This is a genomic window from Candidatus Paracaedibacter acanthamoebae (genome assembly GCF_000742835.1).
Taxonomy (GTDB): Bacteria; Pseudomonadota; Alphaproteobacteria; order Paracaedibacterales; family Paracaedibacteraceae; genus Paracaedibacter; species Paracaedibacter acanthamoebae.
This window is the reverse complement of the sequence record NZ_CP008941.1, coordinates 1,902,756-1,915,687: the sequence shown is the minus strand read 5'-3', so window position 1 is coordinate 1,915,687 and position 12,932 is coordinate 1,902,756. Positions and strand designations below refer to the sequence as shown.

Annotated in this window: 14 protein-coding genes and 1 tRNA gene; 13 read left to right on the top strand and 2 right to left on the bottom strand. The window is 44.3% G+C overall.

The features are described from left to right. The first annotated feature begins 5 nt into the window (after positions 1-5). The 10 genes from ID47_RS08745 to ID47_RS08700 all read left to right on the top strand — a co-directional run bounded on the left by ID47_RS08745 (position 6) and on the right by ID47_RS08700 (position 6,402). Entirely contained in the window at positions 6-749 is a 744-nt protein-coding gene (locus tag ID47_RS08745) for a YebC/PmpR family DNA-binding transcriptional regulator (protein WP_038465668.1), read from the top strand. 38 nt (positions 750-787) lie between these two features. Further along, positions 788-1,210 (top strand): VOC family protein, encoded by a 423-nt coding sequence (locus tag ID47_RS08740; protein ID WP_038465666.1) that lies wholly within the window; start codon positions 788-790, stop codon positions 1,208-1,210. Position 1,211: 1 nt separating this feature from the next. Then, positions 1,212-1,721, top strand: coding sequence for a crossover junction endodeoxyribonuclease RuvC (gene ruvC, locus ID47_RS08735; protein ID WP_038465664.1), 510 nt, complete (start codon positions 1,212-1,214; stop codon positions 1,719-1,721). Beyond that, positions 1,718-2,128, top strand: coding sequence for a hypothetical protein (locus ID47_RS08730; RefSeq protein ID WP_038465662.1), 411 nt, complete (start codon positions 1,718-1,720; stop codon positions 2,126-2,128). The genes ruvC and ID47_RS08730 overlap by 4 nt, the downstream gene beginning before the upstream one ends. A gap of 154 nt (positions 2,129-2,282) precedes the next feature. After that, positions 2,283-3,959: a DEAD/DEAH box helicase gene (locus tag ID47_RS08725; protein WP_051908784.1), complete on the top strand. Its 1,677-nt coding sequence runs from the start codon at positions 2,283-2,285 to the stop codon at positions 3,957-3,959. A gap of 186 nt (positions 3,960-4,145) precedes the next feature. Then, positions 4,146-4,235 (top strand) — tRNA-Ser (locus ID47_RS08720). A gap of 276 nt (positions 4,236-4,511) precedes the next feature. Continuing rightward, complete coding sequence (locus tag ID47_RS13010) at positions 4,512-4,670, top strand: hypothetical protein (RefSeq protein WP_156956719.1); 159 nt, start codon at positions 4,512-4,514, stop codon at positions 4,668-4,670. A gap of 84 nt (positions 4,671-4,754) precedes the next feature. After that, on the top strand, positions 4,755-4,898 hold the full coding sequence (locus ID47_RS13960) for a GIY-YIG nuclease family protein (protein WP_156956718.1): 144 nt from the start codon (positions 4,755-4,757) through the stop codon (positions 4,896-4,898). A gap of 42 nt (positions 4,899-4,940) precedes the next feature. Next, complete coding sequence (locus tag ID47_RS08705; RefSeq protein WP_038465656.1) at positions 4,941-5,771, top strand: hypothetical protein; 831 nt, start codon at positions 4,941-4,943, stop codon at positions 5,769-5,771. Between the two features lie 301 nt (positions 5,772-6,072). Continuing rightward, positions 6,073-6,402: a YnfA family protein gene (locus ID47_RS08700; RefSeq protein ID WP_038465654.1), complete on the top strand. Its 330-nt coding sequence runs from the start codon at positions 6,073-6,075 to the stop codon at positions 6,400-6,402. Positions 6,403-6,461: 59 nt separating this feature from the next. On the opposite strand, the gene ID47_RS08695 is transcribed toward ID47_RS08700, so the two are convergent. After that, complete coding sequence (locus ID47_RS08695; RefSeq protein WP_051908783.1) at positions 6,462-7,685, bottom strand: MFS transporter; 1,224 nt, start codon at positions 7,683-7,685, stop codon at positions 6,462-6,464. An 89-nt stretch (positions 7,686-7,774) separates the two neighbouring features. Further along, complete coding sequence (locus ID47_RS08690; RefSeq protein WP_038465651.1) at positions 7,775-8,353, bottom strand: DEAD/DEAH box helicase family protein; 579 nt, start codon at positions 8,351-8,353, stop codon at positions 7,775-7,777. A gap of 287 nt (positions 8,354-8,640) precedes the next feature. On the opposite strand from ID47_RS08690, the gene ID47_RS08685 reads away from it, so the two are divergent. From ID47_RS08685 to ID47_RS08675, 3 genes are all read left to right on the top strand, one after another. Further along, positions 8,641-9,960, top strand: a complete 1,320-nt coding sequence (locus ID47_RS08685; protein ID WP_038465649.1) for an MFS transporter — start codon at positions 8,641-8,643, stop codon at positions 9,958-9,960. Next, positions 9,957-11,192: an MFS transporter gene (locus tag ID47_RS08680; RefSeq protein ID WP_038465647.1), complete on the top strand. Its 1,236-nt coding sequence runs from the start codon at positions 9,957-9,959 to the stop codon at positions 11,190-11,192. Before ID47_RS08685 ends, ID47_RS08680 begins: the two co-directional genes overlap by 4 nt. Positions 11,193-11,259: 67 nt before the next feature. Next, positions 11,260-12,849, top strand: a complete 1,590-nt coding sequence (locus ID47_RS08675) for a lysine--tRNA ligase (protein ID WP_051908782.1) — start codon at positions 11,260-11,262, stop codon at positions 12,847-12,849. The last annotated feature ends 83 nt before the right edge of the window (positions 12,850-12,932 follow it).

Sequence of the window (12,932 nt, the reverse complement as noted above, 5' to 3'; positions counted from 1 at the left end):
AGACAATGGCAGGACATTCACAATTTAAAAATATTATGTACCGTAAAGGGGCCCAGGATGCTAAACGGGCTCGTATGTTTGCAAAAATTACGCGTGAAATTATTGTTTCGGCACGCATGGGGGCTGATCCATCCTCTAATCCACGTTTGCGAGCGGCAATGGCTGCAGCTCGAGGGGCTAATATGCCAAAAGACAACGTTGATCGGGCCATTAAGAAAGCGTTAGGGGGCGAAGATACAGCGAACTATGAAGAAGTACGCTACGAAGGATATGGGCCTGGTGGAACAGCGTTGATTGTGGAATCTTTGACCGATAACCGTAACCGAACAGCTTCTGAAGTTCGTTCTGCCTTTACCAAATGTGGCGGCAATATGGGTGAAACGGGTAGTGTTGCCTTTATGTTTGATCGGGTCGGGGTGATCCGTTTGTCTAAAGCTGTGGGAAGCTATGACGATGTTTTTGAAAAAGCTGTCGACGCTGGGGCGGATAATTTGGAAGAGGATGGTGATTTTTATGAGGTTCTTACTGGCCTCGATAATTTTGCCATGGTGCGCGATGCCTTAAGTCTAAGCTATGAGGATATTTCTGAATCAAAATTGATGTGGCGCCCTCAAAATACTATTTCCGTTGATGAAGAAGCCGCTCAAAAAATCATCAAGTTAATTGATACCCTCGAAGATAGTGATGACGTGCAAAATGTTTACTGTAATTTTGATGTATCAGACGACATTTTAGCTAAGTTGGCTTGAATTGATTTAAGGTGAGAGCTGAACAAAGAAAGAAATCTATGCAGCCAAGAATAAATATCATAACACTGGGGACCCATGATTTAGCGGCGGCCATCCATTTTTATGAAGATGGACTGAGTTTCCCCAGGATGTCTTTTGAAGGGGATGTAGCATTTTTTAATCTTAATGGATCATGTCTTGCCGTTTATCCATGGGAATTGCTTGCTAAGGATGCCACTGTTGCTAAGGAAGGGACCGGTTTCCGAGGTATTACTCTAGCCCATAATGTGAATAGTGAAGCCGAGGTTAATGTTGTATTGGAACAGGCTAAAGCTGCGGGGGCTAACATTGTGAAGCCAGCTCAAGCAACTGATTGGGGAGGGTTTTCAGGGTATTTTTCAGATTTAGATGGACATCTGTGGGAAGTAGCCTTTAACCCAATCTTTTGGCCAGGACCCCCAGATATAGGGATTTCTAATTAATATGGCAGAGGTTGTCCGTATCCTTGGTCTTGATCCGGGTTTGCGCAATGCGGGATGGGGAATCATAGAAAGTCAGGGCAACCGTTTAATTCATGTGGCGCATGGCGTAGTGCATTCTGATTCATCTTTATCCTTGAGCTCAAGGTTGCAGCAAATCTACCAAGGTCTACAACAGATTATTGCAAATTTCCAACCCGATGAGGCGGCGGTAGAAGAAACCTTTGTGAATGCTAATGCGGCTTCCGCTTTAAAACTGGGGATGGCTCGGGGGGTGGTTTTGCTTGCACCCGCTGTCCATTCTATGCCTGTGGGCGAATATTCCGCCAATAAAGTAAAGAAGTCCGTGGTGGGAGTAGGCCACGCGGATAAGACTCAAGTGGCAGCCATGGTGCAGCGGTTATTACCCGCAGCAGGAATGGTTACAGCCGATGCCGCTGATGCTTTGGCGGTTGCCATTTGCCATGTGCATCATCGTCAACTGAATCAAAAGTTAGGGTTATTGCGGGCGTGATCCTTATTTTATTGTTATTGGCCATCATTTTGATGGGTTATGATTGTCGCTACCGCTCTGTCCCGCTCATCCCTTTTGTTCTTTTTTGTTTATGTGTGGTGAGTCAAGGTTGGTCCAATCCTCACTGGGAATCCTGCGGCATGGGATGTGTTCTTGTTATGCTTTGTTCAGGAGCAGAATACCTTTTTAAACGACCCTTCTTAGGAATTGCAGACAAAATTTTATTGCCAATCAGTCTTATGCTTGTTCCTCTGCCAGAGGTAGGCTTGTACTTGGTTGGTGTGGGGGCCCTGGGATTAATCCTGTCCCTTTTTTGGCGGCGTGTTTATGGTGTTGAATATTTTCCTTTTTTACCCGCCTTAATTACCCCTCTTTTTAGATTTATTCTAAAATATGTTGACTTTTAGGCTGGAAGTCCCCATAACATGGGAGGTTGATTCTATACTTTTTCATATAAATACCCACAGAGAGTTCTTGGTTTTGAATCAGTATGTCTTGCAATGAAAGATATAATAATGCAAGAGAATCATTGGTTTAAAACATAAAATATGAAGAGATAATATGGAAAACTTTGACTCCCTCGGTTTGCCCGAGGCAATACTACATTCCCTAAAACGGTTGAATTTTGAAAAGCCGACACCGATTCAGGCTCAGACCATTCCGCTTGCCCTAGAGGGGAAAGATATTTTGGGATCTGCCCAAACGGGTACCGGTAAAACTGCAGCTTATGCCTTGCCCTTGCTTGCCTATTTGATGGCAAATCCTAATAGGACCGCTTTGGTGCTGACCCCCACCCGGGAATTGGCCCAGCAAGTCCTTGAAGGTATGCGCGGATTTATGGGGCGCGACAGCAAAATTTGGATGACGTTATTAATCGGCGGTGATTCCATGGGTAAGCAATTACAACAATTGCGCAATCGTCCGCGTCTGATCATCGGAACACCGGGACGAATTAATGACCATTTGGAACGCGGCACCTTGAAACTTGATCGTACCGGCTTTTTAGTTTTAGATGAAACAGATCGGATGCTGGACATGGGATTTGTGGTTCAGCTAGAACGTATCGCTGAGTATATGAATCCTGAGCGCCAAACCTTAATGTTCTCGGCAACAATTGCGCCAACAATTGAGCGTCTTGCCGGTGAATACTTAAATGATCCCGTGCGTATTTCTGTTGGTTCAACCACCAAGGCTGCTGAAAAAATTACTCAAGAGGTTATAAAAACATCTGATGCAGACAAGTTTGGTTTGTTGGTTGACACCCTTAACCAAAAGCAAGGAACCTTCATCGTCTTCGTAAAGACAAAGCACGGAACTGAGAAATTAGCTAAAAAACTCAATGACGAAGGCCATTCCGCTGATGCAATCCATGGAGACTTGCGCCAAAGCCGTCGTTCTAACGTGATTAGTGCTTTTCGTCGAGGAAAGAATCGTGTGTTGGTAGCAACAGACGTTGCAGCACGCGGGCTTGATATTCCCCATATTGAATATGTGGTGAACTTTGATTTACCCCAAGCACCTGAGGACTTTATTCACCGCATTGGGCGGACAGGTCGAGCCGGAGCTGAAGGGACAGCGATTAGCTTTGTTTCTGCGACTGAAATTGGAAAATGGCGTGCAATTTGCCGGTTGATGCATCCAGAAGATCGGGCCAAAGGCATGGAAGGATTTGACCGTGACGATCGTAGCTCTCGGACCAACCGGAATCGGCGCCCCGAGCAGTCCCGTCGGCGATCCAACGATAGCCGAACATCTGATGGTTGGAGAAGTTCCCCAAGTGATGACCGTCAGGGTAAAAGATCAGAGAGCCGGGGTAGAGCAGCAAGTGATGACCGTCGTGGCAGTAAGTTAGGCAGTTGGAGCCCCAATGTTGATGCTCTTCAAAGTGCAGCCTCTTCCTCTAGCGATAAAAGAGCCCCAGCGGCAGAGCGTAAGTTCCAAGAACGTCGTGTCGACGGTAAGTCAACCGATCGTCGTTCAGAGGGCAAATTTGGTGGTCAGCGTACTGATGGGAAACCAGGTGAGCGTCGCAGCGAAGGCGGCTTTGGTGGTCGACCCTCAGCTGGTCGTTTCTCAGATAGTAAGCCAGGGGCACGCCGCTCCGAGGGTGGTTTCGGAGGCCGTGGTTCAGGCGGTGGTTTTTCTGAAAAGCGTGGGGGCGGTGACCGTAAGGTTAGTGCGCCGCGTCCTGGCAGAAATAGTGGCCAACCAAAAGTTGCTAAAGCTCGGGCTCGCTAATTAAACAAGTTAAGGGGGTACAAACGTGCCTTTCTAACTGAAATAGGATAAATAATGCCATCTCAGCTGAGGCTAAGGTGGCATTATTTTTTCTTCCTTTTCCTTAGAAAACTATTCATTAATATGAAAGTGACCTCAGGTTTTTTCTTGTAAAAAGGTTGATGACTCAGTATACCTAAACAATAAGGAGAGGTGCCGGAGCGGTCGAACGGGGCGGTCTCGAAAACCGTTGTGCGCGCGAGCGTACCGTGGGTTCGAATCCCACCCTCTCCGCCATGAATCAAATATCCAAAAGTCAAGGAGCCAAGCGAAGCGTACCTTGAGTTTTGGATATTTTATTTATAGCTGTGGCTGGGGGATGAGAACCCAAGAGGGTTCGACAGCGAGTCGTTGCGGCGCTTATTCTCTTGAGAGAATTAGCGAAGCAGAAGAGATGCAACACCGAAGGTGTAATCCCACCCTCTCCGCCATGAATCAAATATCCAAAAGTCAAGGAGCCAAGCGAAGCGTACCTTGAGTTTTGGATATTTTATTTATAGCTGTGGCTGGGGGATGAGAACCCAAGAGGGTTCGACAGCGAGTCGTTGCGGCGCTTATTCTCTTGAGAGAATTAGCGAAGCAGAAGAGATGCAACACCGAAGGTGTAATCCCACCCTCTCCGCTACCCGTCTTCGCTTTCGCAAAGACCGCGATGCGTTCGTTGCGAAATAGCTACGACGAGATTTATCGAGGAGAAGCTGCGAAGGGGATGTCTCATCGAAGTAAGCGAAGCGAAACGCAGACGGACTGTTATATATGAAATTGTATTATGTCTATATTCTTAAAACAGTTTATAACCCAAGCCGGTATTATGTAGGATTTACAATGGATCTTGAAAAAAGGTTAGTTGAACATAATTCATTATTTTTACTTTTAATATCACCTCTGGTAACTTCTTAATAAGCTGTATAGTTTAGAAAGCAATTGAAGAAGAGAAATTAAATGAGCCTTAGTCTAGTAAAAGGTGCTATCCGCCCGGCACTTCCTCTTAGCCTTTTATATGAAAAACCCTATACTCAGGTGCCATTTCTGATCAATCAATCTCACATTACTCAAGTGATGACGACATTTTTTGAGTTTCTAAAGCTTCCTGAAGAAATTAAAAATCATATTGATTTTAAAATATCGCCACTGCATCGGAGAGGGGATATAGGATTCAAGCATCGTGATCCGGATAATGATATCTATAATGACAGCAAAGATTTCTTTCACTTCCACCCACTTATATTTGAAAAGTATAAGGAATTTATCCCGGATAACCCTCTTATAGATCAATTTTTAAAGCTTGCATTACCGTTATGGGAGGCAACCTATAATATTGTGTATGAAATCATAAGTATTTTTGAACAAGACTATCCTGGCACGCTTTCTAAGGTATTTGCCACCAACGAACCTCATATTATCCTAAGATTTTTAAAGTACAATTGGGGAGAATCTGGAAAACACCTTGCTAAACCTCATTTTGATTCAGGCTCTTTTACCCTCGCTATCGCCGAGAGCGGTCCCGGCCTGAGAATTGGAACTAATCCAAACGATTTAGAAATTATTACTCATGAAGCCAATAAAGCTATCTTTATGGCGTCAAGCAATTTTCGTAAAATTATAGATACAGATAGCCTATGTCCGGGCTGGCACGATGTTATTCAGTTGGATGAGAAAAAAATTGGAAAATCATTTTCGAGATGGGCCATTGTGGCTTTTATTGATGGTCATAATGTAGAATCCTTATCAAGAAGTGAAACTCATAAATGGTATCTTCCTGAACACTCATAATCGTTACTTTCCTTTAAGGAATAACTCTAGAAGACTACTTTAGCAGGAAATGTGTGAACCTAGCTTAAGGAGTAAAATTATGAATAATTAAGAAAGAATGGAAAAGCTGATTGTTTCTCTTTAGAAAGTTTAACAGTTAATTTTATTATATTTTTTGGCTTTTCCATTATATTTTTCCTCTCTATAAAAAGGGCCTTTTATAAAATTGTAGATTTCTCTGCTTCTCTATCCTAAGATCTGTGCGCTGGTTCAATGTTAGGCAGAGTTTTATAGAAGATAATCTACGAGGAAGGGAGAGAAAGTGATCACTGTTGTTGCTTATATAGGAGCCGCAATTGCCGAAATCGCTGGTTGTTTCAGTTTTTGGGCATGGCTGAAGCTTGATAAATCAATCTGGTGGTTATTGCCAGGGATAGGCTCTTTGGTGTTATTTGCTTATCTGTTAACTTTCATAGAATCCGACCAAGCCGGCCGTGCGTATGCAGCTTATGGTGGTGTTTACATCATCGCATCGCTGTGTTGGTTATGGTTTATTGAGGGGGTTAAACCCTATCTAACTGATTGGGTTGGCGCGGGGCTCTGCCTTATCGGAGCGGGGGTTATCTTAATTGGGGCAAAAGTGGATGGATAATGATGCTGTCGCCTTTATGATCTTTTTCCCCTATCGTTCAGGTTTCCTGAAGTCTTCTCCTAAGCCTGGGATTTAACTACAGCTCGTTTTTCTCTTACCTCATCACGCATTGCGAAGCACCAAAAGATAAAGCCACCTAAAGCTAAACCGCACCCAACCCAGCCGGTGGAAGGAAAGCCATAGCCGGCATGAATGGCAAGACCGCCTAAAAAGGGGCCCAGGGCATTGGCGAAATTGAACGCGCTGTGGTTGAGCGCTGCCGCTAAGGTTTGAGCATCGCCGGCCACATCCATAAGACGAGTTTGCAACACCGTGCCTAAGCCCCCACCTGTACCGATCATAAAAATTACAATTGATAGAGCCCAGATATTGCGTGTTACTAAGGGATAAAAAGCGAGCCACACAGCGCTCCATAACAATAGTCCCCCAGCAGTGAGCATCAGACGTCGGTCGGCGGCCCACGCAGCCCATAGAGTGCCGCAAGTCATTCCTAATCCAAAAATGCCTAAAACCACGGGAATCAGATGCGGCGAGACATGGGTGATGTTAAGCATGGTTGATGCCGCGTAGGTATAGACAGCAAACAGGCCACCAAAACCAATGGCGCCCATCCCCAGTGTTATCCATACTTGCTTACGTTTGAGAGCCGATAATTCTTGCAGCGGGCTAGTTGTTGATTTCGGGCGATCTTGCGGTGCAAATTGCCAGACAAGCATAACGGTGATGAGAGCCAACAGGCTTACTAAGATAAAGCCAAAACGCCAGCCGATGGTTTGACCGATCCAGTTCGCCAAAGGGACACCAATAATGGTAGCAACAGTTAACCCCAGCATGGTCCGCGCTACTGCTTGGGTCCGTTGGCGAAAAGGGACTAGTGAGGCCGCGACAAGCGCTGCAACCCCAAAGTAAGCACCATGGGGTAACCCGCTCAGGAAACGAAGGGACAGCATCCAGGAATAGGATGGCGAAAGCGCTGTTAGGAAATTGCCGAGAGCGAAAACAGCCATCAATGCGAGCAATAATTGACGCCGAGGAAAGCGTGCTGCCAGTAAGGCGATGAGGGGAGCACCAATAACCACTCCTAAAGCATAAGCACTAATGACGTGCCCAGCAGTGGGTTCGTCAATTTGGAGATCATGGGAAAAATAGGGGACAAGGCTCATGCTGGCAAATTCAGTGGTGCCGATGGCAAAACCGCCCATCGCCAGCGCAAACAGGACAATGTTTGGACGAACAACAGGGCGCTGTGGTTCTGAGGAGGCGAGCGGCAACAGTTGCGACATCGGGGTTTCTTTCTAAATAACTTATAAGAGTATATTCTTACGTATGGATGAGTGATATCCATTTAATTGTACGTCGAAACCCAATACTATTAAAGAGGTTGTTTATTTGAAAAGTTAAGGTGGTCCAGGATGATGCGGGCGGTTTGCTCGGCCGACAGATGTGTTACATCTAATGTTAAAGAGGTGCAGGCGGTGGGTTTTAACACTGTGAGATTTTTATACTTTTCTTGAGCATTTTTGGGGTTCGTATCTTTCAACCGTTCTTTCCTATTCTCAAAGAGGACTCGTCGACAAAGTTCTTCTTCAGAGCATTCTAATCGAACAGGCAAAAAAGTACTTTGCCGTCGTTTGGCAAGCTCGGCAATTTTAGAAAATATTTGTTTGTCTGCAACCCGCCCCTCAATCAGCTCATTTGTAAAAATAAAACTTGCATTGGGTGCTGCTATGGTTTCGATTGTATCCAAAACAATTTGTCGTATTTCCTCAATTTTTTGCCAGGCACGATCGGATAAAGTGGTATCTTGTTCCGCGTCAATCACACTTAAAATAGGGTTATTAATTAAATGGTTGTCCACCACTTTACTATTAGTAAGCTTTGCAATTTCCTGGGCTATCGTAAATTTTCCTGTTCCAGCAAATCCAATGAGATAAATAATTGTGTTTTTCATTTAACATCCTTTAAATGGCTAAACACATCTTAATAACAATTGTTTTATGGATGCAAAGTAATTGCATACTCTTCATTCTCGTTGATTTAAGGCGGTTGCCCTTTTCGTAAGAAATCCTTAATTAAAATAATTGCGTAACAAAAATACAAAATACACTATATAGACTATAATATTATTTCTTAATTTTTGTATTTTTGCTATTTTTTTCTTGAATTGCCTTTATAATATAAGGCATAGATGTAATTTGTATCTTTTTTTAACCCTTAATTTTGAAGTGAGATTTTATTATGCAAGTCACAGTATCTCAATCCGAACAGCGCCCCTTCCTCAGCAAGTCTTTTCTTGCGGGCTCAGGCTATGGCTGGATTATCTGGGGCTGTGCGGCATTATTTTACTTATATGAATACGTTTTACGCGTTTCTCCCAGTGTGATGACCAATGAGATGGCTCTTGATTTTTCAGCTACCTCGACTGCCATTGGGATTTTAGCCTCTTACTACTATTATGCTTATGTTCCCTTGCAAATTCCCTGTGGTGTTATTGTTGATTGGCTGGGTGCCAGACGGGTGATAACTTTTTCGGCCGTCCTATGTACGCTGGGAAGTGTGATGTTTAGTTATGCCCAAACGATCGAAGTGGCTCAATGGGCACGATTTTTGATGGGGGCAGGATCGGCCTGTGCTTACCTCAGTACCATGAAAGTTGCCTCCTTATGGTTGAAGCCCGAACGGTTCGCCCTCGTGGCCGGTATTACCATGATGATGGGAACGCTCGGGGGGCTTTTCGGGGGTGCACCTTTTGCTATTTTGATCAGTAGCTATGGATGGCGGCCCGCCATGTTGATTATGGCCGTCTGTGGTGTCGCCGTTGCGGCTGCCTGCTGGTTAATTATTAAGGATCCAGTTCAGCAAAATAACACGCAAACAAAAAATATAGGATTGCTTGAAGGGCTCAATTCCGTTGTAAAAAATCCCCAGAACTGGTTGATTGGGATTTATGGGGGACTGATGTACGTGCCTTTATCAGCATTTGCGGAATTATGGGGAACACCTTACTTAATGCGCCTTTACAATATTTCAAGCGAAAAAGCCTCATTATCGAGTGCCATGGTTTTTGTGGGAATGGCATTGGGATGTCCTTTGTTTGCGGCTATTTCTGATCGACTTAAAAGTCGGATAAAAGTGATGTCATGGTCTGCCTTATTGACGATTCCGCCATTTGTTGCTGTTATCTATATTCCCAACTTACCTTTAGAAATGACTTTTGCTTTATTGTTTGTTGCCGGGTTAGTTTGTGGGGGACAGATTTTATATTTTGCTGCTGCAAAAGAGATTAATAATCCTGCCTATAGCGCGACAACGATTGGTTTTACGAATGCTTTTGTGATGGTCAGCGGTATAATTTTTCAACCCCTGCTTGGAATAATTATTGACTTGGCCTGGGATGGTCTTGTAAATCCTGATGGAACGCCTATGTATAGTATAGGTGATTATCAGCAAGCGATGGTTACAATTCCGATCTGTATGATTGCAGCGTGGATTGTGATGCTGTTTGTTAAAGAAACATTCCCGGCACAGCTTGCCAATCCCACAGAGGAGTGCTTATGAAATTGCGCCCATGGCTTATTTGGGGCTGTGCAGGGTTATTTTATTTATATGAAATGATCTTGAGAGCCTCCCCTGGTGTTATTGCCAAAGATTTGATGTCTGATTTGGGGGTTGCTTCCACAGCATTAGGAGTTTTAAGCTCCTTTTACTATTATTCCTATGTTGCTCTCCAAATTCCGTGCGGCGTGATCGTCGATCGATTAGGCCCGCGTCGGGTTGTCACTTATTCAACATTACTCTGTGTCATCGGTAGCATTCTTTTTGCCTACAGTGATTCGTTATGGGGGGCTCAAATTGGTCGTTTCCTAATTGGGGCAGGCTCTGCTTGTGCCTTTTTAAGTTGTTTGAAAATTGGATCGGAATGGTTTGTGCCGGCCCAATTCGCCATGATCGCTGGTCTCACCAATATGATGGGAACTGTGGGCGGTATGGTCAGTGGCCCCCCTTTTGCGGTTCTAAGCAATTCTTTTGGCTGGCGTCAAGCCACCTTGCTAGCGGCAATGGCTGGTGTAGTGCTTGCCATAATTTGTTGGATGGTTATGCGGGATAAACAGCAGGATTCAACAGAATCGGAAGAATCGCTTAGTCAAGGTTTAGGGCGGGTGGCGCGTGATCCGTTTAATTGGATTGTGGCTGCCGTTGGTGGGTTAATGTATATTCCCATTTCTGCCTTTTGTGAACTGTGGGCTGTTCCTTTTTTAATGGAAAAATATCAGATTTCTAATGAAATTGCTTCTCGGGCCAGTATTATGGTTTATCTGGGGATTGCTGTGGGCAGTCCTCTGGCAGCGCGTTTATCTAATTATTTAAATAATCCTGTGCGTGTTATGGGACTTTCATCCCTTGCAACGGCGGGGCTATTTATGGCAGCTGTCCGGTTTGACAGCATTACTTATAATTTTATGTTATTGGTGCTCTTTTTAGCAGGTATGACAAACGCGGGGCAGGTGATGTGTTTTGCTGCGATTAAAGAAAATGTACCCAATCGTCTTAGTGGAACTGCCGTTGGGTTTACGAATGCGATTGTTATGATGAGTGGCATTATTTTTCAGCCATTATTGGGCGTTCTATTAGATATGGTTTGGCAAGGACAATTGAATGATGATGGCAGCCGTTATTATGGTACAGAGGCCTATCAAACTGCCATGATGACGATCCCCCTTTGCTTTGTTGTGGGGTGGATAATGCTACATTTTGGTGGGAGAAAACAGATGGTCTGTGATAATGCATAATCCTTGCTTTTGTTAAGTAAAAGCATTACGTTACGGATTATGTTATTCACTTATTAAGAGTATTTTGATGCAGGCAGTCGCAGACCAAATTGATTCAGATCTTCGTTTATTAGCTGATAAGGCAAAATCTTGGCCATTTGAAGAGGCTAAACGGATTCTCCATCGGATTGGCCATAAGACACCAGCAAAAGGATTTGTTCTCTTTGAGACTGGCTATGGGCCCTCTGGTTTGCCCCATATTGGCACCTTTGGCGAAGTGATGCGTACCACCATGGTTCGCCGTGCATTTCAAATTTTGAGTGATATTCCAACACGTTTATTTTGTTTTTCCGATGATATGGACGGTTTACGTAAAGTACCGGATAATGTTCCTAATCAAGAGATGTTGCGCCAATACCTTAATAAGCCGTTGACACAAGTTCCTGATCCTTTTGAACAGTATGAAAGCTTTGGTCACCATAATAATGCCATGTTGCGTCGATTCTTGGATTCCTTTGGCTTTGAGTATGAATTCCAAAGCTCAACGGATTGGTATAAAAGTGGCCGATTTGATGAGTATTTAAAGCTTGTCCTTACCCATTATGACGAGGTAATGGCTGTTATGTTGCCGTCTTTACGCGAAGAGCGTCGTCAAAGCTATAGCCCTTTCTTACCGATTTGTCCAACCACCGGTCGCGTTTTACAAGTTCCAATTGTTAGCCGCGATATAGAGGCCGCGACCATTACTTACCGTGATGATGCGTCTGGTGAGCTTATTGAGATTCCTGTTACAGGAGGGCATTGTAAGTTGCAATGGAAGGCAGACTGGGGTATGCGTTGGCGTGCCTTTGATGTGGATTATGAAATGTCGGGTAAAGATTTGATTGATTCCGTCAAATTGTCGACACAAATTTGCCGTATTATTGGGGGACGCCCTCCGGAAAACTTTACGTACGAACTATTTTTAGATGAACAGGGACAAAAAATTTCCAAATCAAAAGGGAATGGTCTGACAATTGATGAATGGCTTACCTACGCCCCCGATGTCAGTTTGGCCTATTATATGTTTCAAGCTCCCCGCAAGGCAAAGCGTCTTTATTTCGATGTGATTCCGCGTCACATGGATGATTACTTGACTTATTTAAGCAAGTTTGATGAGCAAGAGTTGGTTCAAAAGGTGGATAATCCCATCTGGCATATTCACAATGGTAACCCACCCAAGGCAGAAAGTAGCTTAAGCTTTTCAATCCTTTTAAACTTGGCGAGTGTGTGTAATGCAGAAGATCCCTCAATTTTATGGGGATTTGTCACCCGTTATCAGCCTGATGCAACACCGGAAAAATTGCCGTTTCTTGATAAACTGATTAAACATGCGATTGCCTATTATCATGATCGCGTTTTGCCGGAGAAGGAATACCGGGAACCCACCGAGATGGAGAAAAAAGCGTTGGCTGATTTAAGAACACGTTTGGAGCAGTTGGCCGCAACAGCAACGGCAGAAGAAATCCAAACAGTTGTTTATGACGTGGGTAAGAATCATCCATTCAGTGAACTAAAGGCTTGGTTCTCTTGCTTGTATGAAGTCTTGTTGGGCCAATCCGAAGGACCGCGCATGGGCTCATTTATTGAGCTTTATGGCATCCCCGAGACTATTTCATTGATCCAAAGCAAGCTTTAGTCTTTATAGAAGTAGGTTGATCGTTTCTTGCGTTCCCTGATGGCGTTTCCATCCCCTCTGGGCGCCAAAACCCCTCAAGGATA

What these genes read in the sequence shown, in the direction of transcription:
- ID47_RS08740 (WP_038465666.1), top strand. Translation starts at nt 788, where the DNA reads ATGCAGCCAAGAATAAATATCATAACACTGGGGACCCATGATTTAGCG.
- ID47_RS13010 (WP_156956719.1), top strand. Translation starts at nt 4,512, where the DNA reads ATGAGAACCCAAGAGGGTTCGACAGCGAGTCGTTGCGGCGCTTATTCT.
- ID47_RS08745 (WP_038465668.1), top strand. Translation starts at nt 6, where the DNA reads ATGGCAGGACATTCACAATTTAAAAATATTATGTACCGTAAAGGGGCC.
- ruvC (WP_038465664.1), top strand. Translation starts at nt 1,212, where the DNA reads ATGGCAGAGGTTGTCCGTATCCTTGGTCTTGATCCGGGTTTGCGCAAT.
- ID47_RS08690 (WP_038465651.1), bottom strand. Translation starts at nt 8,353, where the DNA reads ATGAAAAACACAATTATTTATCTCATTGGATTTGCTGGAACAGGAAAA.
- ID47_RS08675 (WP_051908782.1), top strand. Translation starts at nt 11,260, where the DNA reads ATGCAGGCAGTCGCAGACCAAATTGATTCAGATCTTCGTTTATTAGCT.
- ID47_RS08680 (WP_038465647.1), top strand. Translation starts at nt 9,957, where the DNA reads ATGAAATTGCGCCCATGGCTTATTTGGGGCTGTGCAGGGTTATTTTAT.
- ID47_RS08695 (WP_051908783.1), bottom strand. Translation starts at nt 7,685, where the DNA reads ATGTCGCAACTGTTGCCGCTCGCCTCCTCAGAACCACAGCGCCCTGTT.
- ID47_RS08705 (WP_038465656.1), top strand. Translation starts at nt 4,941, where the DNA reads ATGAGCCTTAGTCTAGTAAAAGGTGCTATCCGCCCGGCACTTCCTCTT.
- ID47_RS08725 (WP_051908784.1), top strand. Translation starts at nt 2,283, where the DNA reads ATGGAAAACTTTGACTCCCTCGGTTTGCCCGAGGCAATACTACATTCC.
- ID47_RS08685 (WP_038465649.1), top strand. Translation starts at nt 8,641, where the DNA reads ATGCAAGTCACAGTATCTCAATCCGAACAGCGCCCCTTCCTCAGCAAG.
- ID47_RS13960 (WP_156956718.1), top strand. Translation starts at nt 4,755, where the DNA reads ATGAAATTGTATTATGTCTATATTCTTAAAACAGTTTATAACCCAAGC.